Here is a 20,745-nt window from a genome sequence, read left to right as displayed (position 1 = left end):
GTTCCATCTTCAATATAGAAGTTTGGAAGGCGCGGCAATGGGCAGGAGAGATGTCAATGCGTACAGGAGCGCTGATCGCCACGGTGGCTATGCTGGTCGGAAGCGTGGTGTTCGCGCAGGGGCCGGCGCTGCGAATGCCTGCTCCCGCGCCTGTCCCCGTGATCGCCGCGCCGACGCCGCTCTCGCCGCCAGGCAGCCATGCGCTCGTCGCCGCCGATGTTAACGCGTGGCTCGACGGCTATACGCCCTACGCGCTTCACAGCGGCGACATCGCGGGCGCGGTCGTCACCGTCGTCAAGGATGGTCAGGTGATCGCCGCACGGGGCTATGGCTATGCCGATGTCGCCAAGCGGACGCCCGTTGATCCGGCGCGAACGCTGTTCCGGCCGGGATCAACCTCTAAGCTCGTCACCTGGACGGCGGTGATGCAGCAGGTCGAGGCAGGCAAGCTCGATCTCGATCGCGACGTGAACGCCTATCTCGATTTCAAGATTCCGCCGCGCAACGGGAAGCCCGTCACGCTGCGCCAGATCATGACGCATACCGGCGGGTTTGAGGAGGTGTTGAAGAACATCATCGTCTATGACCCCAAGGTACAGGTTCCACTCGAAGTCTATCTGAAGGACTGGGTGCCGACGCGCATCTTCGATGCTGGCACCACGCCGAATTACTCGAACTGGGCGACCGCGCTCGCCGGCTATATCGTGCAGCGCGTTTCCGGCATGCCGTTCGACGACTATGTCGAACGCCGCATCTTCGCTCCGCTCGACATGCGGATGTCGAGCTTTCGCCAGCCGCTGCCCAAGGCCCTGCAGCCTCATATGTCGGCAGGCTATGACCGCGCCTCGGAGCCCGCGAAAGGCTTCGAGTTCGTCGGCCCGGCTCCCGCGGGTTCGCTGTCTTCGACGGGGCTCGACATGGCGCGTTTCATGATCGCGCATCTCGACAAGGGGCGCGGCTTGCTGAAGCCCGAGACCGCGGCACTGATGCACAATAGTCCGCTGGACAAGATCGACCCGGTGTCGCTCATCCCACCGCTTAACCGGATGGAACTAGGTTTCTTCCAGACCAACATAAACGGCCGCCACGTGATCGCCCATCTCGGCGACACCAACGATTTCCATACGTCCATGCACCTGTTCATGGATGAGAATGTCGGTCTCTACGTTTCGTTCAACAGCGCGGGACGGGACGCCGCGGCGCATGTCGCGCGCATCCAGCTCTTTCACGATTTCGCCGATCGTTATTTCCCGTCGGCGATCCGGGACGGGCGCGTCGATGCGAAGACTGCAGCCGAGCATGCCCGGATGATGACCGGCCATTGGGAGGTCAGCCGCAGGTCATCGACCAACTTCGTCAATATTCTGAACCTTGTGGGTCAGATCGAGATCACTGTCGATGCCGAGGGTAATCTGGTGGTGCCCTCGCTGAAGGGACCGGGCGGCGCGGTACAGAATTGGGTGGAGATTGCCCCCTTCGTCTGGCGTGACCGCAACTGGCATGATCGGCTCGCAGCCCAGGTCGTCGACGGCAAAGTGGTGCGGTGGAGCTTCGACCTTGTTGCGCCCTTCATGGTCTTCGACCGCGTGCCGGTCTGGCGCTCCGCCGGCTGGCTGATGCCCGCGTTATACGCCAGCATCGGGATATTGCTGCTGACCCTGCTCTATTGGCCGGTCAGCTGGTATGTCCGCCGCCGTCACGCACAGCGCTCAACATCGGGACAGTCGTTCACCGCTTATCGCGCCACCCGGCTCGCCTCGGCTCTGGTGCTCGGTCTGCTCGCCGGCTGGACCGGTTTCGTCAGCATGTTGTTCGGCGACAAGATCGGCAATGCTGCGCCCTGGCTATGGCTTCTCCAGATCGGCGGCTGGATCATTTTGATCGGCGCGACCGGAATCGCCGCCTGGAATGCGTGGCTAACCTGGCGCGACGGGCGGGGTTGGGCGCGCAAATTGTGGAACACTCTTGTCCTGCTGGCGGTGCTGATCGTCTTCTTCGCCGCCTGGGCCTACAGCCTGCTCGCCTTGACGGTGCACTACTGATGCCGCGTCTTTCCATCGGCACCGCTACCGCCAAGCTCCGGCTCGCGCAGCCCTTCCGCATCGCCGGCTATGTCTTCGAGACGGCCGACGTCCTGATCGTGACGCTGAACGACGGCGTCCATATCGGCCGGGGCGAAGGTGCGGGTGCTTATTATCTGGGCGACGACATCGACCATATGTGCGCCGCGATCGAGGGCGCGCGCGCCGCGATCGAGGCAGGGCCGACGCGTGAGGAGTTGCGCCAAATCCTGCCGCCCGGCGGCGCGCGAAACGCTGTCGATGCAGCGATGTGGGAACTCGAAGCGTCCCGCGCCGGCAGGCCGGTGTGGGCGCTGGCCGGGCTGGAATCCGCTCCCGGCCCGATCGTTACCACCTTCACGGTGAGTGCCGATACGCCCGAGGCGATGGCGACGACCGCGACTGGCTACACGGGCGCCCGATCACTGAAGGTCAAGCTGACCGGCGATGTGGAACTCGATCTCGCCCGCGTGGCGGCAATCCGCGCGGCGCGGCCCGAGGTCTGGTTGGGTGTCGATGGCAATCAGGGCTTCGTTCGCGACGATCTGGACGCGCTCGTCGCGGGGCTGCGCCGCCACGCCGTATCGCTGCTCGAGCAGCCGCTGGCGCGCGGCCGCGACGCCGACCTCGACGGCTATCGCTCGCCCATTCCGATCGCCGGCGACGAGAGCCTGCTGTCGCTGGCCGACCTGCCCGGCGCCAGGGGGCGGTTCGACGTCGTCAACATCAAGCTCGACAAGTGCGGCGGCCTTACCGAAGGATTGCTGATGGCGGCCGAGGCGCGCCGGCTTGGCCTGGGGGTCATGGTCGGAACGATGATCGGCACCAGCCTTGCGACCGCCCCGGGCTTCATCCTTGGTCAGCTTGCCGATCTCGTCGATCTCGACGGGCCTACCTTCCTGGCGCGGGACCGTAGTCCCGGCGTCGTCTATGCCGACGGAACGCTCCATGCCGGGCCGGAGGTCTGGGGCTCGGGCGCGGCGAGCGCGGCATGACCGCCGAGCAGAGCTGGTTCGGCCACCCGCGCGGGCTGACCATATTGTTCCTCACCAATATGTGGGAGCAATTCTCCTATTACGGCATGCGTGCGCTGCTCGTCTATTACATGACCAAGCAGCTACTGATGTCGCAGGGCAGCGCATCGCTCGTCTATGGCGCCTACACCGCCTGCGCCTATTTCACCCCGATCGTGGGCGGCATCGTGGCCGACCGCTTCCTGGGCAAAAGGCGCGCGATCCTGATTGGCGGCTCGGTGATGGCCGTGGGCCATTTCATGATGGCGTTCGAGCCGCTCTTCTATCCCGCGCTGGCGACGATCGCGCTCGGCAACGGACTGTTCCTGCCAAGCCTGCCGAGCCAGATCGGCGCGCTCTATGCCAAAGATGATGCGCGCGCCGGTTCGGCCTATAATGTCTATTATGTCGGCGTGAACATCGGCGGATTCCTCGCGCCGCTCATCTGCGGGACGCTGGGCGAACTCTATGGCTGGCATTGGGGCTTCGGCGCGGCGGGCGTCGGCATGCTTGGCGGGCTCGCCATCTATATTTCGGGGCAGCGCTATCTTCCGGAGGAGGTGCGCAGCCCGCAGGCCGAAGCCGAACATAGACCGGCACCGCGGATTCGCTTCCCGCGCAAGACACTGTTGCTGCTGCTGGCAATCGCGCTGTCTGTAACGGTCTTTCGGGGCGCTTATGAGCAGATCGGCAATACGCTTGCGCTGTGGGCCGATGTCGGGGTCGACCGGCGCGCAGGCGCGGTCACGATCCCGATGACCTGGTTCCAGTCGCTGAACCCGCTGCTGGTGATGGTCATGACCCCGCCGCTGCTCGCGCTGTGGCGGCGACGCGCGGCGGCGGGCAAGGAGGATCGCCCGACCCGCCGTATGGCGGTGGGGGCCGCCATGGTCGCCGGCGCCTATCTGATCCTCGCGGCGGTCGAGGCGATCGGCGGTCCCGCACATTGGCTATGGCTGGTCCTGTTCTTCGTCATCCTGACGCTCGGCGAACTCCATATCCTGCCGACCGGCCTCGGCCTGTTCGCGCGACTGGCGCCGCAAGGGCTGGGAGCGACCACCGTCGCCGCCTGGTTCCTCGCCAGCTTCGCGGGCAGCCTGGCCGCCGGCATGGTGGGAACAGTGTGGAGCCGGACCGGGCATAGCAGCTTTTTCCTTCTGCTCGCCCTGATCGCTGCAACCGCGGCCGCGATGCTGCTGCTAACCGACAGGGCGCGGCGGGCCGTAGCAAATTCGTCCAAATCAGGTTGACAATTCTCTGATCAGGACAAATAACTCAAAAAATATCTAAATTGGCTTGGGAGGCCCTTCGATGAAACTCATTCGGACAACCTTGTCGGCGTCCACGGCGATGGCCATGGCCTTCATCGGGAGCGCCGCCGCCGCGCAGGGATCGGCCGCAGCGGATTCGGGGCAGCCGGGAGAGATCATCGTGACTGCGCAGAAGCGCGAGCAGATGCTGATCGACGTGCCGCAGTCGGTCTCGGTCGTGGGCGGCGATGCCCTCGAGCGTAACCAGGCCTTCAATTTCCAGGACTATGCCAAGCTGATCCCGGGCCTGCAGATTTCGCAGAGCAATCCGGGCGAAGCGCGGATCGTGCTGCGCGGCCTCAACACCGGCGGCGTCGCGGCGACGGTCGCGACCTATATCGACGAAACGCCGTTCGGGTCGTCGAGCGGTCAGGTGAACTCGGCGATTCTCGCGGGTGAGCTCGACACGTTCGACATCGCGCGCGTCGAGGTGTTGCGCGGGCCGCAGGGTACGCTCTACGGCGCAAGTTCGCTGGGCGGCGTCGTGAAGTTCGTCACCACCGCTCCCCGCTTCGATAATTTCGAAGCGAAAGGCCGTGCCAGCGCCGAAACCGTGAAGGGCGGCGATATGTCCTATAGCGGTTCGGCGATGATCAACGTCCCCCTCGCGGACAATGCGGCAATCCGGGCGTCCGGCTTCTATCGCTCCTATGGCGGCTTCATCGATTCGACCGGGCTGGGCGGATCGGACGTCGAAAAGAACATCAACGATTCGAAGAGCTATGGCGGCCGCATATCCGGTTTGTTCGAACCGACCGAGACGCTCTCGGTGCGCCTCACAGCAGTGCTGCAGAACCTGAACAGTGATGGCGCGACCGTTGTCGAGAGCGATCCGGTTTCGCTTTCGACGGCTGGGCGCGGACTGACTCTTTCGCAATATGTGCCCGAATACACCAACGTCCGCTATCGCCTGTACAACGGTGTGGCCGACCTCGATCTGGGCTTTGCGACGCTGACGTCCGTCACCAGCTACAGCACATTGAAGGCGTCGTTGCGCGACGATCAGACGGTCTTCTACGGCGGCGCGCTTGGTGTCTATTCCGATGCTACCGGGCCGCTGGTCGATATCGGCCTCGTCCAGCAGACCAATGTCGAGCGCTTCACCCAGGAAGTGCGGTTGGCCTCCCCCGAAAGCGATAGTTTCGAATGGCTGCTCGGCGGCTATTATAACCATGAAAAGGGCGCGATCATCCAGCGTCTGGACGCTTATGATCAGGGCGCGCTGACGATATCGCCGCTTATCCCCCAGTTGTTCGATGGGGCTACGAGCTCGAAATATAAAGAATATGCGGCGTTCGCCAACGGCACGCTCCATATGGGGCCGCACTTCGATCTGACCTTCGGTGGGCGTTACAGCCATAACGACCAATATGCCGATCAGTTCGGCACCGGCCTGCTCGCACCGCCCACCCTCGATTCGACTTCGAAGGAAAATGTCTTCACCTGGTCGGTCGCGCCCAAGTTCAAGTTTAACGAGACCGGCGCGATCTATGCGCGCGTGGCCAAGGGGTTCCGTGCCGGCGGCCCGAACATCGTTCCTCCGGGCGCACCGACCGACATCAAGACCTACAGCTCGGATTCGGTCATCAGCTACGAAATCGGCGTCAAGGCCGAGACCAGCGATCGCAGCTTCGGTATCGACGTCGCCGCCTTCCATATCGACTGGACCGACATCCAGCTGTTCGCGGTGATCAACAATTTCGGCGTCAACGCCAATGGCGGCAAGGCGACGAGCGACGGTGTCGAGTTCACCGCGACGATGCGCCCGACGCGCGGTTGGGAGCTGTCGGTCAACGGCGCCTATACCAAGGCGAAGCTCAAGGAGGATACCGATCCGCTGGTCGGCGGCCGCGATGGCGATCGTCTGCCCTTCGTTCCGAAGTTCGCGGTATCGCTTAATAGCGATTACAGCTGGAATGTCGCCGACGACACGAAGGCGTCGATCGGCGGGTCGCTGCGCTTCCTGGGCGATCAGCAGGGAGAGTACAGCGCGGCCTTCCTCGCCGCCACCGGACGTCAGTTCAACGTCCCGTCCTACACCGTCGTCGATCTTCGCGGCGGTGTCGACTTTGGCCGCTTCTCTTTGGAAGTCTATGCCAAGAATCTTCTCGATACCGAAGGCAAGACCAGCACCGTCGGCGAAGGTAATTTCCCATTCGGCTCCGTCGGCACCGGCATCATCCGCCCCCGCACGATCGGCGTCACGCTTAGCGCAGGCTTCTGATGCGATGACCCATGTAGAGTTGCCGACGCGTTCCAGGGAGACGGGCTCGGTTCATGCGCTGCCCGCTCCCTATCTTCTGTTCCTCGGCGACACGGTCGAGCCGGGCTTCGCCAAGACGGCGTTTGGATTGCGCGACTGGGCCGGGGATCGTTGTCTTGGCGAGTGGGGGTTGCCCGCCGCCAGGGTGACGGCCGGACTGCCGCGTCTCACGCCGGCGGAAGCGGCGGCAAAGGGCGCGCGCGCCATGGTGATCGGGGTGGCGAACCCGGGCGGCGTGATACCCCCGACATGGATTCCCGAACTCCTCGCAGCGATCGAAGCCGGGCTAGATATCGTCGCCGGGATGCATGTCCAGCTGAACGGCATCGCCGTGCTGCGGGAAGCGGCTGGGCGGCGCGGACGTGCGCTGATCGATCTGCGCGTGCCGCCGGCCGATCTGCCGATCGCCACCGGGGTGAAGCGATCGGGAAAGCGGCTGCTGACGGTCGGTACCGATTGTGCGCTCGGCAAGAAGTACACTGCGCTGGCGATAGCCCGCGGGCTATCGGCGCGCGGCGTCGACGCCACTTTCAGAGCCAGTGGGCAGACCGGCATCATGCTCGCGGGTGAGGGTATCGCGATCGACGCGGTGATCGCCGATTTCGCGGCGGGTGCGGCCGAATTGCTGAGCCCCACCGCCGCACCCGACCATTTCGATGTGATCGAAGGGCAGGGGTCGCTATTCCATCCCTCCTACGCGGCGGTGTCGCTGGCGCTGCTGCATGGCAGCCAGCCCGACCTGTTCATCGTGTGCCATCAGCCGGAGCGCGAGACGATTCTCGGTCATTCCGCTTTTCCAGTGCCGACGATAGAGGCGGTGATTGAGCAGACTGTGATGCTGGGCCGGCTCACCAATCCCGCGATCCGCTGCATCGGCGTCAGCCTCAATACCGCCGATATGACGCAGGATGCGGCAGACGGTCTCATCGCCTCTACCACGGCGCGGCTCGGCTTGCCTGCTGCCGACCCCATGCGGGGCGGGCCCGCCTTTGAAGTGCTGCTCGACGCCTGTCAGGCATGAGCATCGCGCGCGACCGCTTCAGACGTTACCTGCTGCCTGGGCTGGCGTTCAAGGCGGTCATCATCGGCGGCGGATATGCCACTGGCCGCGAGATCGCCGAATTCTTCCTGCCCGCCGGGCCGTGGGGCGGGCTGGCCGCGATGCTGCTCGCCACGATGATCTGGGCCTTGGTCGCCGCCGCCACCTTCCATTTCGCCTACAAGACCGGCGCACGCGATTATCGCCATTTTTTCCAGGCGCTGCTGGGCCGCGCCTGGGTTTTGTTCGAAGTCGCCTATGCGGTCTTCATCGTCCTGATCCTCTCGGTATTCGGCGCGGCAGCCGGCGCGATCGCCGCCGCCACGCTCGGCCTTCCGCCGCTTGTCGGCACGCTCGCGTTGATGTTCGGCATCGTCGCTTGCGTCGCCTTCGGCAATGCCGGGGTGGAGCGTGTCTTCGTCTGGGTGTCGGTGCTGCTTTACGCCACCTATGCGGTCTTCTTCCTGCTGATGCTGGCCGGGGTGGGCGACAAGGTCGTCACGGCGTTCGACACTTTGCCGTCCGGCGACTGGGCGCTCGGCGGCGTTACCTATGCCGGCTATAACGTCATCGGCGCAGTGATCGTGCTGTCCGTGACGCGCCATTTCCGCAGTGGGCGTGATGCGGTGGTGGCGGGCCTGATCGCCGGGCCGCTCGCAATGCTGCCGGCGATGCTGTTCTTCGTCGGAATGATGGCGTTCATGCCGGAGATCGCCGGCGAGGTGCTGCCGTCCGATTATATGCTGGTGCGCCTCGGCCACCCGGTCTTCCACCTGATCTTCCAGTTCATGATCTTCGCTGCACTGCTCGAAAGCGGCACCGGCGCCGTCCATGCGGTAAACGAACGTCTCGCGCGCACGCGGGGCGTAACCCTCACCCCCGCGATCCGTGCCGCAGCTGCCCTGGCTCTGCTGGTGCCGTGCATGCTGATCGCCGACCGGATCGGCCTCGTGACGCTGATCGCGTCGGGCTATCGCGCGATCGCCTGGGCGATCATCGTCATCTACGTTGTGCCGCTGCTCGTCGTCGTCGTGCTTCGGCGCGCGCCGCGCCCGGTGATGCCTCAGCCGGAGCCATCATGAAACAGCGCATCGTCGTCGCCGCACTGCCTTTGCTCGCGTTAGCGATGCCGGCATTCTCCGCGCCGCCCGCCGGCTTCGATGCCCGTGTCGACGCCGTGCGTGAGGCGGCGGGCACCCCCGGCATGGCCATCGCGATCGTCGAAGACGGGCAGGTCACACTCGCAAGGGGCTATGGCGTCCGCAAATTGGGCGCACCGCAGAAGGTAGACGCCGACACGGTCTTCATGATCGGATCGACCGCGAAGGCGATGACGGCGGCGGCGCTGGCGACGCTGGTTGATGCGGGCAAGCTCGGCTGGGACGACAAGGTGATCGATCGCCTGCCCGGTTTCCAGATGTACGACGCCTGGGTGACGCGCGAGATGACGGTGCGCGATCTGCTCGTCCATCGCAGCGGGCTGGGGCTCGGTGCGGGCGACATGCTCTATGTGCCGCGCGGGAGCTATTCGCGCGCCGAGATTGTCCGCAGGCTGCGCTACATCAGGCCCGCGACGAGTTTCCGCAGCGCTTATGCCTACGACAATGTCCTCTACATCGTCGCCGGCCAGTTGCTTGAGGCGGTGAGCGGGCAGACGTGGGAAGATTATGTCCGCGAGCATATCTTCAAGCCCGCGGGCATGAAGACCGCGGCGGCGGAATATGCGCGGGTATATGCCAACGCCAATCGTGCCCAGCCGCATGCCCGCTATGGCGGGGCGGTGCGCGGCACCGGGATGCAGCGCATACTCGATGAACAGGATCATCTGCCGCAATCCTCCGCGCCGGCCGGCCTGGTGGGGGCCAGTGCGAACGATATGGCGCGCTGGCTGCAGATCCAGCTTGCCCAAGGCGCGATACCCGGTGGCGGGCGGCTGTTCAGCGAGGCCCAGGCGCGCGAGATGTGGACTCCGGTCACGCCAATTCCGATCGCCGACCTGCCCGCCCCGGTCAGCGGTGCGCAGCCTTCGTTCCAGTCCTATGCGCTTGGCTGGGAGGTGCGCGACTATCGCGGCCATAAGATCGTCTGGCATGCTGGCGGCCTCTATGGCCTGACCTCGGTCGTGGTGCTGATCCCCGAGAAGAAGGTCGGCTTCGCGATCGAGCTCAATAGCGAGGAAGCTGAGCCGCGCCACGGCCTGATGTACGAGCTGCTCGACCACTATCTCGGGCTGCCCGGCCAGGACTGGCCGGCCCGCTTCCGTGTTTATCGCAAGCAGCGCGTCGCCGCGGCGGAGAGGGCGGTCACGCAGAAGGCGGCGACACCCGCGAAAATAGGACCATCGCTGCCGCTGGCGCGCTATGCCGGCCGCTATGTCGATCCCTGGTACGGACCCATCGACGTGACATCGGACGCTGGCGGGCTCACGGTCAACTTCGTGCCCACGCCCCGCATGGCGGGCCGGCTCGAACATTATCAATATGACAGCTTCATAACGCGGTTCGACGATCCGACGCTGGAGCCTGCCTATCTGACCTTCGCGATCGACGCCGAGGGCAAGGTGGCGCGGATCACCACGAAGGCGGTATCGCCGATTGCCGATTTCAGCTTCGATTATGGCGATCTCGCCTTTGAGCCGGAACGGGCCGGGCAATGAGCTTCGGACGCCAGATATCGGTGCCGGTATAGTGTATCGAACGGAGAGAGTGATGATGGGGAAAAAAGCTCTGGCCGCGCTGCTCGCCTGCGCGCTGATCGCAATACCGGCCGTTTCGCAGATAAAGTCGTCGCTTGCGCCGGTGCCTCCGGTACCCGCAGCCGAAGCCGAGCCCGCATCCGCCCAAACCGCGCCCGCAGCGGCGACGCCCGCGCTCACCGCCACCGATGTCGCCGCCTGGTCCGATGGCTATTTCCCGGCGGCGCTGAAACAGGGCAAGATCGCCGGAGCGCAGATCGTCATCGTCAAGGACGGGCAGCTGCTCTTCAAGAAGGGCTATGGCGTCGCGGATGTCGCCACCGGGGCGGCAATGGATCCCGATCGTACGCTGATGCGGATCGGATCGACGTCGAAGCTCTTCACCTGGACGGCGGTGATGCAGCTGGTCGAGGCGGGGAAGATCGATCTCGATGCCGACATCAACCGATATCTCGACTTCATGATCACGCCGGCGTCGGGCCGCGCGGTCACGATGAACGACCTGATGAGGCATCGCGGGGGCTTCGAGGAAGGGCTCAAGGACATTCTTGCGACCGATCCCGCGCGGCTGAAGACCAACGAACGCTATCTGAAGGAAAATATCCGCCCGCTGCTGTTCCCGGCCGGCGCGGTTCCGGCCTACTCCAACTACGGCACCGCGCTGGCCGGCTATATTGTCGAGCGCGTTTCGGGCGAGCCGTTCGAAGCCTATGTCCAGCGGCACATTCTCGCCCCGTTGCAGATGCGCCGGACGACCTTCGTCCAGCCGCTGCCCGCGAGCCTCGCCGGCTCGATGTCCAAGGGCTATCGTCAGAGCGACCAGCCGCCCGCCAAGTTCGAACTCATCGCCACCGCGCCCGCCGGCAGCGTCAGCGCGACAGGCGCGGACATGGCCAATTTCATGATCGCCCATCTCCAAGCGGGCCGCTTCGGCGCAACGCGGATCCTTCAGCCCGAAACCGCGCGGCTCATGTACAGCCCGGCGGTCGCGCCACGCGCCGGCTTTGACACCATGGCGCACGGCTTCTTCCATGGACAGCGCAACGGACGCCTCGTCATCGGCCATGGCGGCGATACGATCGTGTTCCATACCGATATGAACCTCCTGCCCGATCAGGGGGTCGGGATCTTCGTGAGCTTCAACAGCCGCGGCGAGAATGATTCGGTCTATGGCGTACGGTCGCGCCTGTTCGATCTGTTCATGGATCGCTATTTCCCGGCGCCGAAGGCCAAGGACCCGCCGGCAATCGCGGGCGCAGCCGCGCATGCCCAGGCGCTTGCCGGGCATTACGAAAGTTCGCGGCGCGTGGAATCGGGCTTCATCAGCCTGTTCTACCTGCTCCAGCAGGACAAGATCACCGCCAATGACGATGGCTCGATCAGCCTCGCTTCGATCGAGGATGAACGCTTTCGTGAAATCGCCCCCGGTCTGTGGCGCGAGGTCGGCGGGACCAGACTGCTTCAGGTGACGGATGAGGGCGGCCGCCGCACGATCCTCGACAGCACCAATCCAGTCTCGGTGATGCAGGCCGCGCCGCTGACGCGGAACTCCGCGTTCAACAGCTGGGTCGCCGGCCTTTCGCTGCTTGTGATCCTGGCCACTGTTTTGGCGTGGCCCGTCGTCGCATGGCTGCGCCGCGCCTATCCGATCCCAGCCGCGGTTACGGGACGCCCGGCGCTGGCACGCCGGTTGACGCGCGTCGCCGCGGCTGCGGACCTGTTCTATCTGGGCGGCTGGTATATGATCGTCGGGCCGCTGCTCGAAACCAATCTGGATGTCTATAATGACGGCATGAACGGACTGGTAAGGGTCATGCAGTGCGCGGCGATCATTCCGATCGTGGCGGCGGCGATCGGAGTGTGGAACGCGGTTCTCGTCACCCGTGCCGGCGCCGGATGGGGCGTGAGGTTGCGCAGCGTCGTCGTGGCGCTGGCGCTGATTGGCATCGTCTGGATCGCGTGGATGGGTGGCTTCATGAATCTCAGCCTCAATTACTGAGTCTGGCCGCATCCAGATTGACCGCGGTCGGCGTCACGGATCGATGGGCGAGCCTGTGAAGAAATCACCGGCTTCGGCGAGCAGGGTCCGCAGGAAGCGCTGGGTCAGCCGGACCTGGGCAGTTTCCGCCATCTCGGAATCGGCGACCATCCAATAGGAGCGTTGCAGCGAAACTTCGTCGGGCAACACCGCCACCAACTCGGGCGCGGTACAAGCCACATAGGCCGGCAGGACGCATAGGCCGAAGCCGGCGACGGTCGCGCTGAGCTGCGCGTGGAGGCTGCTGTTTTGAAGCCGTGCGCGGAGATGCGGACGGATTTCGGGCAGATAGTTGAGAGCGCGCGTGAAGATCAGGTCGTCGACATAGCCGATGAAGGGATGGTCCCCGAGGTCATCCCGCGATCGGATCGGCGGCGCGGAGGCGAGATAGGCCCGCGAGCCATAGACGAACAGGCGATAGTCGGTGAGATGCTCGTGGACGAAATTCCCGGCCGGCGGCAGCGTCATCGTCACCGCGACATCGGCCTCGCGGCGCGACAGCGCCACGATCTGCTGGATGGTGATCATTTCCACCGCGAGGCGGGGATGCGCCGCCACCAGCGCGCCAATTCGTGACGCGAGGAAGAAGTTGCCGAAGCCTTCGGGCGTGCTGATCCGGACCGCGCCAACGATACCTTGCTGCTGACCGGCCACCGTCTCCTCGATCCGCACAGCTTCGGCTTCCATGGCGCCGGCCATGCCGAGCAGAGCCTCCCCATGTTGGGTGAGGTTGTAACCTCGCGGATTGCGCTCGAACAGTTGCAACCCCAATGCGGCCTCGAGCGCGCTTATCCGGCGACCGACTGTCGCATGGTCGGTTCCGGTCCGCCGGCCGGCCAGCGATATGGTGCGCGACCGCGCGACCGCGAGGAAGAAGCGGAGGTCGTTCCAGTTGAAGGGCGGCGCGTTCATATGTGCAGACTTTCACAGAAATTGCGCAAAATCTCCTGTGGTCGTGCGGATATGTCAACTGTTAGCAGCGGCCGGCCGCGCCTCCTTCCGCCGGCTGGGAGACGATCATGTCCACAATGCCGATGTCCGCTGATCCCGCTAATGAGGTGCTGACGGCCATTCAGGGGCGGCTTGGGGTGATCATTCTTAATCGTCCCAAAGCGCTCAACGCCCTCAATCTCGCCATGGTCGATCAACTCGATGCGGTTCTGGCGCGATGGGCAGGCGATCCGGCCATCGACGCGGTGCTGATCCGCAGCGCCAGCGAACGCGCCTTCTGCGCCGGGGGAGACATGCGATCGATCGGAACCCTGCCGGACAGGGCCGAGAGGATGGTGCTGGGCCGCGCCTTCTTCGGCGCCGAATATCGGGTCAATCACCGGATAAACACATTCCCCAAACCCTTTATCGCGCTGATCAACGGCATCGCGATGGGGGGCGGGCTCGGCATCTCCATCCACGGCAGCCATCGGGTGGTGAGCGAAGATCTCCGCATGGCCATGCCTGAAACCGTTCTCGGCCTGTTTCCCGATGTAGGGGGAAGCTGGTTCCTCGCTCGCTGTCCGGGGATGATCGGGCGCTATCTGGCCCTGATCGGTCCTCAGATCGGCGCGGCCGACGCGCTGACGGCGGGCCTGGCCACTCATCATGTGCGGCTTGCGGCTTTCGAGGGCGTTGTAGCCGATCTCGCCACGGCCGGGCGGCTCGACCATGCCGCGGTCGATGCGATTATCGCGGCACATGCGATAGAACTGCATGGCGGTATGCTCGGGGAGCGCCAGGCGGACATCACGCGGCTATTTTCCGGCACCGATCTCGCAGCAGCGGCGGCGGCGATCGAAGCCGCTGCGCCTGATGCCGAATGGATCGCCGAGGCCCATGCCGTCATCGGGCGGGCCTCCCCCACCAGTCTGCATGCGACGTGGCGGCGGATGGTCGAGAGCCAGGGCCAGTCGATCGAACGCGTGCTGTCCGACGATTTCCGCATGGCCGTCCGCATGGTCGGCGGCCACGATCTGGCCGAAGGCGTGCGCGCCATCCTGGTGGACAAGGATCAGTCGCCGCGCTGGGACCCGCCGACGTTGGAGGCGGTGACGCACGCCGCCATCGACGCCTTGCTTGCCCCTTTCGGCGAGGGGCATCTGGAGTGGAGCAGCGGAGAAGCCGTCACGAGCTAAGGCGTCGTGAGGACACCGCGACCTCGTTGCGGGTAGCGTGGATCAGGCGCTGTACGAACACGCCGGGGTGTGAACCTGGTCGGGCTCGATCACGGCGGCGTGCGCGCCTAACGGTCGCGCTGGACGGCGAAAATCGCGATCTCCCTCAGAAGGTCCGCTTCTGACCCAAATGGCGCGATATGCCCGATCGCCTTGTCGGCGAGCTCGTTCGCACGATCGCGCGCGCGGGCGGTGCCCAGAAGGGACACGAAGGTTGCCTTCTGCTGCGCCTGATCCTTGCCGAGACGTTTGCCGACCTTGTCGATGCATCCTTCGACGTCCAGCAGGTCATCGGCGATCTGGAAAGCGAGACCGACACACTGCGCGTAGTTGCAGAGTCGCGTGCGCTCATCCTCTTCAGCCTGCGCCAGAATCGCGCCCGCCTCTACCGCCCATCCGATCAGGGCACCTGTTTTCAGACTTTGAAGCTGAACGATCATTCGCTCGTCATCATCCGCCGAGGGCGGAAGGAGATCCAGCATCTGACCGCCCGCCATGCCCATGCCACCGGCACAGCGAGCGAGCCGGGCGACCAGCAGGGATCGGACGTTCCCATCGGGGTGGGTTGCTGGATCGCTGAGCAGCTCGAACGCCAAGGCTTGCAGCGCGTCGCCGGCGAGAACTGCCGTTGCTTCGTCGAACGCGCAATGCACCGTCGGCCTGCCGCGCCGGAGGTCGTCGTCATCCATGCAGGGCAAATCGTCATGGATGAGCGACTGCACATGCAGACTTTCGATCGCGAGTCCTGCCTGAAGGACATAGCTCCGTGGGACCCCGAAAAGATCGGCGGACGCCCGAACGAGAAGCGGACGCAGCCTTTTGCCGCCGCCGATCGCGGCATGACGCATGGCGGCGAAGAGCCGGTCACGACCGTCGCCCGGCAAATGAAGCACGGTATCGAATGCGGCGTCGATGTCTTGCGCGATCTGTCGCAACGCGCCCTCTAGCAGTGGCTGGAACTCAAGCAAGGTCGCCATCGTCAGGCAAACTCGACGGCGCGAAAGCTCGCGGGTTCGGGCGGACCGGGATGTTCTTCTATCGTTACCGCGTAACGATCGCCGATCTGGTCGAGAACCGATGTCACCGAATGTTCAGGCGTTGAAGCGGCAGCGGTGACCCCGATACTGTGCGCATCGGCCAGACCGCCCCAGTCGATCATTCGTCCGTCGGCAACGAGTTGAACCCGCGGACAACCCTCGGCCAGGGCGACCTCCACCAGTCGGCGCGCGTTCGATGAGAAATCCTCGCCAACCACAATGAACGCATCCACATCGCGCGCGATGGCCCGCACGGCGGCTTGGCGATTGGTTGTAGCAAAGCAGATGTCACTCGTTTTCGGGCCGCGGATATTCGGAAAGAGCACTTGCAGCCTTGCAATGATCAGCTTCGCATCCTCCACGGCGAAGGTGGTCTGCGTTGCGTAAGCCATGCGTTGCCCGACTCGATGTTCGAGCCTTTCGATATCGCCGATCTCCGTCACGAGCGTGATGGCGCTTTCGGGAACCTGTTCGAACGTACCTTCGATCTCGGGATGCCCCGAATGACCAATCAGGATGACATGATGGCCGTCCCGATGGTGGCGGCGAACTTCATGATGGACCTTGTCCACGAGCGGGCACATCGCGTCGAAAACGCGTAGGTTGCGCGCTTGGGCACTCGATCGAATACGCGGTGCGACGCCGTGCGCAGAAAGGAGCAGGACGCTGCCCGGCGGTACATCGTCGACTTCCTGAACGAAGATTGCTCCCCGCTTTTCCAGATTCCCGACAACGTCGAGGTTGTGGACGATCGCCCGGCGAACATAGATCGGTGCGCCGAATCGATCGAGAGCGGTTTCGACTGCGGCGATCGCCCGGCGGACGCCCGCGCAAAACCCTCTTGGCGCGGCTAGCACGACGCGCATCTCCGGGGCTACGGGCTTGGCTCTTTCGGCGGAGGGGCGAATAGGCGATGCGGTAGGGGTCATCGATCTGCTCCATCACCCCCGGGCGGAGGCTAACTTCAAGATGTCGACGCGTCCACCTCGGCTTAGAGGATGTAGCGCAGTCGGACCGCATGATCCTCCTTGCCGCCGGCGAAGGTGAAGATCACCTCGTCGAAGCGCGGGGGCCCGAAACGGATCGTCGGATTGCGCGAAAAGCCGAAGCCCTCGCGCGGTATCCCTAACGCTGTATCGAGCTTACCGTTTCCATTCTCGTCGTGAATTAATGACAGCGCGTACCGGCCCGGCGGGAGCCCCATGAAGACTACCCGTGCCTCCTTGCTCGCCTGCACCATCTTTCTGGCCGCCTTTGGGTCGCCCTTGCAGTCGGGAAAATGGCGTTCATTCTGAGTCAGGCAGACGAGCAGAAATCCTCTGACACTGCGCAAATTCTCGATGGTGAGCTCAAGCTCGCTGTCAGTTGTAGCCGCACTCAGCGGTAGCGGCCTCGCAAGAGCGGCAGCGAGCAGCAGCGCAGCTCCAAACCCGGCATAGCCGGCTGTCGACGACACAGAGACGGCCTTCATATCGGGATTGCAGCCCATGATTGCTTCCCTAGCTCCGGCGATACCGCGTGCGGTAACGACTAGTGATTGGTCCGGCGCGACACTTCTGCCATAGCCGCTCTATGACGGCATATCGACTGATTATAGCCGGCGGCGGGCTCGCGGGCGGTCTAGCGGCGCTCGCTTTGGCCCGAACCCGACCCGAAATTCCACTGCTCGTAGTCGAGGCAGGGTCTTCCTTCGGTGGCAATCATCTCTGGTCCTTCTTCGATGACGACATCGACGCCGGCAGCCGCGACCTGGTCGAAGATCTGGTCGTCCATCGCTGGCCGAATCATGAGGTCCGCTTCCCCTCGCGTCGGAAAAGCTTGGACACCGGATATAACAGCGTGACGTCCGACAGGCTCGACAGGCTCTTGAAGACGGTCTTGCCGGCCAGCGCCTACCGGCTGAATGCCGGGATCGCGGATATCGGACCGCACGGGATCACGCTGAACACTGGCGAGCGCATCAACGCCGATGGCGTCATCGACGCTCGCGGTTTCGAGAGCGTCGACGGCCTGGATCTCGGCTGGCAGAAGTTTCTGGGCCGCGAATATCGCTTTTCCGTGCCGCATGGTCTGGCCGCGCCGATCATCATGGATGCAACTGTAGATCAATCGGAGGGTTATCGCTTCGTCTACTGCCTGCCGTTTTCCCCCACGGAGATGCTCGTCGAAGACACTTATTATTCCGAGGATAGCAGGCTGGACGATCTGATATTGGGCGACCGCATCGAAGACTATATCGCACAGAAGGGATGGGCAGGCGCGCAGATGATCCGCGAGGAGCGCGGCGTGCTGCCGATTGCAATGGGTGGCTCAGTCGCCAGCCTGTGGCAGAATGCGACAGTCGCGCGGCTGGGCCTGCGCGGCGGTTTTTTTCATCCGACCACGGGTTATTCGCTGCCCGATGCGCTGGCTAACGCCCGGTTGCTAGCTGCACAGCCTGATATGTCGAGTGCTGCCCTGTTATCGCTTTTCCGGACGATGGCCGAACGGCGCTGGCGGGAGCGGAGCTTCTATCGCCTGCTCAATCGCATGTTGCTGCGCGCTGCGGAGCCCGCAAAGCGTTATCTTGTGCTCGAGCATTTCTACCGTCTTGATGCCGACCTCGTGGGCCGCTTCTATGCGGCCCGCTCCACACTTTCCGACAAGGCGCGCATCCTCAGCGGCCGTCCGCCTGTGCCACTGCTCCGGGCGGCAGCAAGTGTTTTCTTCCGGGGCCCATCAGCGTGAAGCGCGCCGCAGTCATCGGCGCAGGGTTTGGCGGACTGGCGTTGGCAATACGCCTGCAGTCGGCCGGCATAGACACCATCATCATCGAGGCGCGCGACCGGCCCGGTGGGCGTGCCTATGTGTGGCACCGCGACGGTTTCACCTTTGACGCAGGTCCAACCGTTATCACCGATCCGGCCTGCCTGACCGATCTCTGGGCCCTAAGCGGCGCTGACATGCGGGACGACGTCACGCTTCAGCCGGTCCAGCCTTTCTACCGGCTGTTCTGGCCCGACGGCGACACGTTCGACTATACCAACGACGATGCGCGGCTGACCGAGCAGATCGCCCGGCTCGATCCTGCCGATGTCGATGGCTATCGGCGCTTCCTGCAATATTCGGCAGGGGTCTATATCGAGGGATATGAGAAACTGGGCGCGGTGCCGTTTCTCGATTTCAAATCGATGCTCCGTGCTGCGCCCTCGCTGGCGCGGTACCAGGCCTGGCGCTCGGTATACTCGATCGTCTCCGGCTTCGTCCGCAGTGAGAAGCTGCGGCAGGCTCTATCCTTCCACACACTGCTTGTCGGCGGCAATCCGATGACGACGAGCTCGATCTACGCGCTGATTCACAAGCTTGAGCGTGACGGCGGGGTCTGGTTCGCGAAAGGCGGCACCAATGCTCTCGTGGCGGGGATGGCCCGGCATTTCGAGCGCATAGGTGGCCAGATCCGCCTTTCTGATCCGGTTGCCGCCATTCATGCCCGGCAGGGCCGCATATCTTCGGTGACGACGCAATCGGGCTGGTCCGGGGACTTCGACGCAGTCGCTTCCAATGCCGATATCGTCACAAGCTATGATCTGATCCGCGGTGACCGCCGCGGCGCCCAGGCGGCCCGCAGGCTGCGGCGAAAGCGCTTCTCGCCATCCCTCTTCGTCGTCCATTTCGGCATACGCGGCGCTTTTCCCGAGATTCCGCACCACAGCATCCTGTTCGGACCACGCTACAAGAGGCTGCTCGACGACATATATAAGAGCGATCGGCTGGCATCGGATCCAGCGCTCTATCTCCATCACCCGAGCGCCACCGACCCCGCCATGGCGCCGCCTGGGTGCTCAACGTTCTACGCGCTGGCACCGGTGCCGCATCTAGGGCAAGCGCCGATCGACTGGGCGGTCGAGGGACCACGCTATCGCGAAATCATTCTCGACATCATCGAAGAGCGCGTGTTGCCGGGCCTGCGCGAAAAGCTGATGACCGTATTCCATTACACCCCGGTCGATTTCAAAAATGATCTGGGCGCGCATCTCGGCTCCGCGTTCAGCCTTGAGCCGCGGCTTACGCAAAGCGCCTGGTTCCGCGTCCATAACCGCGACGATATTCTGTCCAACCTTTACTTCGTAGGCGCGGGAACCCATCCGGGCGCTGGCATTCCGGGCGTGGTCGGCAGCGCGAAGGCCACCGCGGGGCTGATGATCAATGACCTTGCAGATTGAGCGCGCCGCGCTGGTCGAGATTGCCGAGGCGACGATCAACAGGGGATCGCAGTCCTTTGCGATGGCAAGCAAGCTGTTCGGACGCGAAGCACGCGAGCGGGCCTGGCTGCTCTATGCCTGGTGCAGGACCTGCGACGACATGGTGGATGGCCAGACATTGGGACATGGCATGGAGACCGCCTACGACGCGCCGGCGCGGCTCGAATCCCTCCGCGCGCAGACCGACGTTGCTCTGACCGGCGACGGCGTCGTGGATCCGGCGTTCGCAGGACTGCGCCATGTGGCCAGCGAATGTCGCATACCATCGCGGCTGATCCACGATCATATCGCGGGATTCGCCGCCGATGCCGCCGGCTGGCGGCCAAAGACCGAGGATGATCTCCTATCCTATTGCTATTTCGTCGCTGGCGCCGTCGGCTGCATGATGGCGCTGGTCATGGGCGTGGAGCCCGATGACGAGGATACGCTGGACCGGGCATGTGACCTCGGCATTGCGTTTCAGCTATCGAATATCGCCCGGGACATTCGCGAGGATGCCGAAAACGGCCGATGCTACATTCCGGCGACTTGGCTGGATCAGGCCGGGTTGGAGGAAGCCGATCTTGTCGCGGATCACGCTGCATCCCAACTGGCGGCGGTCGCGGCGCGCCTGGTCACCATGGCCGACCGCCATGAACGCTCGGCCCGCATCGGCGCCGCCCGTCTGCCTTTCCGCTGCCGCTGGGCGATTCTGTCGGCGGCTGGCATCTATGGCGACATCGGCCATGAGGTCGTTCGTCGTGGCGACAGGGCGTGGCGCGAGCGCGTCGCGGTGCCCGGCATGAGAAAAGCAGGATTTGCGGTACGTGCGCTCGGTGCGAGCCTGATGCCTACGCCGCGCACCGTATCGCGCGAAGGCCTTTGGACTCGGCCTCGCTGAC

At 64.2% G+C, this 20,745-nt stretch carries 16 protein-coding genes; 12 read left to right on the top strand and 4 right to left on the bottom strand.

Annotated elements, in window-relative coordinates; all coding sequences use genetic code 11:
* Positions 1–56 precede the first annotated feature (56 nt).
* From WP12_RS10575 to WP12_RS10540, 8 genes are all read left to right on the top strand, one after another.
* Positions 57–2,042, top strand: coding sequence for a serine hydrolase domain-containing protein (locus tag WP12_RS10575; RefSeq protein WP_046193674.1), 1,986 nt, complete (start codon positions 57–59; stop codon positions 2,040–2,042).
* A complete protein-coding gene (locus tag WP12_RS10570; RefSeq protein WP_046193673.1) occupies positions 2,042–3,055 on the top strand; it encodes a dipeptide epimerase in 1,014 nt (337 codons plus the stop codon). Before WP12_RS10575 ends, WP12_RS10570 begins: the two co-directional genes overlap by 1 nt.
* Positions 3,052–4,323, top strand: a complete 1,272-nt coding sequence (locus WP12_RS10565; RefSeq protein ID WP_046193672.1) for a peptide MFS transporter — start codon at positions 3,052–3,054, stop codon at positions 4,321–4,323. Before WP12_RS10570 ends, WP12_RS10565 begins: the two co-directional genes overlap by 4 nt.
* Before the next feature lie 61 nt (positions 4,324–4,384).
* Entirely contained in the window at positions 4,385–6,607 is a 2,223-nt protein-coding gene (locus tag WP12_RS10560) for a TonB-dependent receptor (RefSeq protein WP_046193671.1), read from the top strand.
* Positions 6,608–6,611: 4 nt separating this feature from the next.
* Positions 6,612–7,667 carry a DUF1611 domain-containing protein gene (locus WP12_RS10555; RefSeq protein ID WP_046193670.1) on the top strand — a complete coding sequence of 352 codons (1,056 nt, stop codon included), beginning with the start codon at positions 6,612–6,614 and terminating at the stop codon, positions 7,665–7,667.
* A complete protein-coding gene (locus tag WP12_RS10550) occupies positions 7,664–8,767 on the top strand; it encodes a YkvI family membrane protein (RefSeq protein WP_046193669.1) in 1,104 nt (367 codons plus the stop codon). The genes WP12_RS10555 and WP12_RS10550 overlap by 4 nt, the downstream gene beginning before the upstream one ends.
* Positions 8,764–10,341, top strand: coding sequence for a serine hydrolase (locus tag WP12_RS10545; RefSeq protein ID WP_046193668.1), 1,578 nt, complete (start codon positions 8,764–8,766; stop codon positions 10,339–10,341). Before WP12_RS10550 ends, WP12_RS10545 begins: the two co-directional genes overlap by 4 nt.
* A gap of 52 nt (positions 10,342–10,393) precedes the next feature.
* Entirely contained in the window at positions 10,394–12,379 is a 1,986-nt protein-coding gene (locus WP12_RS10540; RefSeq protein ID WP_052730317.1) for a serine hydrolase domain-containing protein, read from the top strand.
* 33 nt (positions 12,380–12,412) lie between these two features.
* Here WP12_RS10540 and WP12_RS10535 read toward each other — a convergent pair whose 3' ends face one another.
* Entirely contained in the window at positions 12,413–13,330 is a 918-nt protein-coding gene (locus WP12_RS10535) for a LysR family transcriptional regulator (protein ID WP_046193667.1), read from the bottom strand.
* Positions 13,331–13,437: 107 nt separating this feature from the next.
* Here WP12_RS10535 and WP12_RS10530 point away from each other — a divergent pair, with 107 nt between their 5' ends.
* The gene (locus WP12_RS10530) at positions 13,438–14,547 is read left to right on the top strand and encodes an enoyl-CoA hydratase/isomerase family protein (protein ID WP_052730316.1); all 1,110 of its coding nucleotides are present in this window, start codon (positions 13,438–13,440) and stop codon (positions 14,545–14,547) included.
* A 107-nt stretch (positions 14,548–14,654) separates the two neighbouring features.
* Here WP12_RS10530 and WP12_RS10525 read toward each other — a convergent pair whose 3' ends face one another.
* From WP12_RS10525 to WP12_RS10515, 3 genes are all read right to left on the bottom strand, one after another.
* A complete protein-coding gene (locus tag WP12_RS10525) occupies positions 14,655–15,563 on the bottom strand; it encodes a polyprenyl synthetase family protein (protein ID WP_046193666.1) in 909 nt (302 codons plus the stop codon).
* A 2-nt stretch (positions 15,564–15,565) separates the two neighbouring features.
* A complete protein-coding gene (gene ispH, locus WP12_RS10520; RefSeq protein WP_235399097.1) occupies positions 15,566–16,489 on the bottom strand; it encodes a 4-hydroxy-3-methylbut-2-enyl diphosphate reductase in 924 nt (307 codons plus the stop codon).
* 125 nt (positions 16,490–16,614) lie between these two features.
* A complete protein-coding gene (locus tag WP12_RS10515) occupies positions 16,615–17,094 on the bottom strand; it encodes a DUF2141 domain-containing protein (RefSeq protein WP_084691098.1) in 480 nt (159 codons plus the stop codon).
* 101 nt (positions 17,095–17,195) lie between these two features.
* Between WP12_RS10515 and crtY the strand changes: the two genes are divergently transcribed.
* Genes crtY through WP12_RS10500 form a run of 3 tightly spaced genes read left to right on the top strand, consistent with a single transcriptional unit; the run spans position 17,196 to position 20,744 of the window.
* A complete protein-coding gene (gene crtY / locus WP12_RS10510) occupies positions 17,196–18,350 on the top strand; it encodes a lycopene beta-cyclase CrtY (protein WP_046193664.1) in 1,155 nt (384 codons plus the stop codon).
* A complete protein-coding gene (locus WP12_RS10505; protein ID WP_046193663.1) occupies positions 18,347–19,825 on the top strand; it encodes a phytoene desaturase in 1,479 nt (492 codons plus the stop codon). The genes crtY and WP12_RS10505 overlap by 4 nt, the downstream gene beginning before the upstream one ends.
* Positions 19,809–20,744 (top strand): phytoene/squalene synthase family protein, encoded by a 936-nt coding sequence (locus WP12_RS10500; RefSeq protein WP_235399092.1) that lies wholly within the window; start codon positions 19,809–19,811, stop codon positions 20,742–20,744. The genes WP12_RS10505 and WP12_RS10500 overlap by 17 nt, the downstream gene beginning before the upstream one ends.
* Position 20,745: the final 1 nt, after the last annotated feature.

It is taken from the genome of Sphingomonas sp. SRS2 (genome assembly GCF_000971055.1).
In the GTDB taxonomy this organism is placed as follows: Bacteria; Pseudomonadota; Alphaproteobacteria; order Sphingomonadales; family Sphingomonadaceae; genus Rhizorhabdus.
Note: the sequence above shows the minus strand (reverse complement) of the source record. Positions and strands in the feature narration are given on the sequence as shown.

Bases quoted from the DNA above. Each gene is read 5' to 3' on its own strand.
- WP12_RS10575 (WP_046193674.1), top strand. From the start codon at position 57: ATGCGTACAGGAGCGCTGATCGCCACGGTGGCTATGCTGGTCGGAAGC.
- WP12_RS10570 (WP_046193673.1), top strand. From the start codon at position 2,042: ATGCCGCGTCTTTCCATCGGCACCGCTACCGCCAAGCTCCGGCTCGCG.
- WP12_RS10565 (WP_046193672.1), top strand. From the start codon at position 3,052: ATGACCGCCGAGCAGAGCTGGTTCGGCCACCCGCGCGGGCTGACCATA.
- WP12_RS10560 (WP_046193671.1), top strand. From the start codon at position 4,385: ATGAAACTCATTCGGACAACCTTGTCGGCGTCCACGGCGATGGCCATG.
- WP12_RS10555 (WP_046193670.1), top strand. From the start codon at position 6,612: ATGACCCATGTAGAGTTGCCGACGCGTTCCAGGGAGACGGGCTCGGTT.
- WP12_RS10550 (WP_046193669.1), top strand. From the start codon at position 7,664: ATGAGCATCGCGCGCGACCGCTTCAGACGTTACCTGCTGCCTGGGCTG.
- WP12_RS10545 (WP_046193668.1), top strand. From the start codon at position 8,764: ATGAAACAGCGCATCGTCGTCGCCGCACTGCCTTTGCTCGCGTTAGCG.
- WP12_RS10540 (WP_052730317.1), top strand. From the start codon at position 10,394: ATGATGGGGAAAAAAGCTCTGGCCGCGCTGCTCGCCTGCGCGCTGATC.
- WP12_RS10535 (WP_046193667.1), bottom strand. From the start codon at position 13,330: ATGAACGCGCCGCCCTTCAACTGGAACGACCTCCGCTTCTTCCTCGCG.
- WP12_RS10530 (WP_052730316.1), top strand. From the start codon at position 13,438: ATGTCCACAATGCCGATGTCCGCTGATCCCGCTAATGAGGTGCTGACG.
- WP12_RS10525 (WP_046193666.1), bottom strand. From the start codon at position 15,563: ATGGCGACCTTGCTTGAGTTCCAGCCACTGCTAGAGGGCGCGTTGCGA.
- ispH (WP_235399097.1), bottom strand. From the start codon at position 16,489: ATGCGCGTCGTGCTAGCCGCGCCAAGAGGGTTTTGCGCGGGCGTCCGC.
- WP12_RS10515 (WP_084691098.1), bottom strand. From the start codon at position 17,094: ATGAAGGCCGTCTCTGTGTCGTCGACAGCCGGCTATGCCGGGTTTGGA.
- crtY (WP_046193664.1), top strand. From the start codon at position 17,196: ATGACGGCATATCGACTGATTATAGCCGGCGGCGGGCTCGCGGGCGGT.
- WP12_RS10500 (WP_235399092.1), top strand. From the start codon at position 19,809: ATGACCTTGCAGATTGAGCGCGCCGCGCTGGTCGAGATTGCCGAGGCG.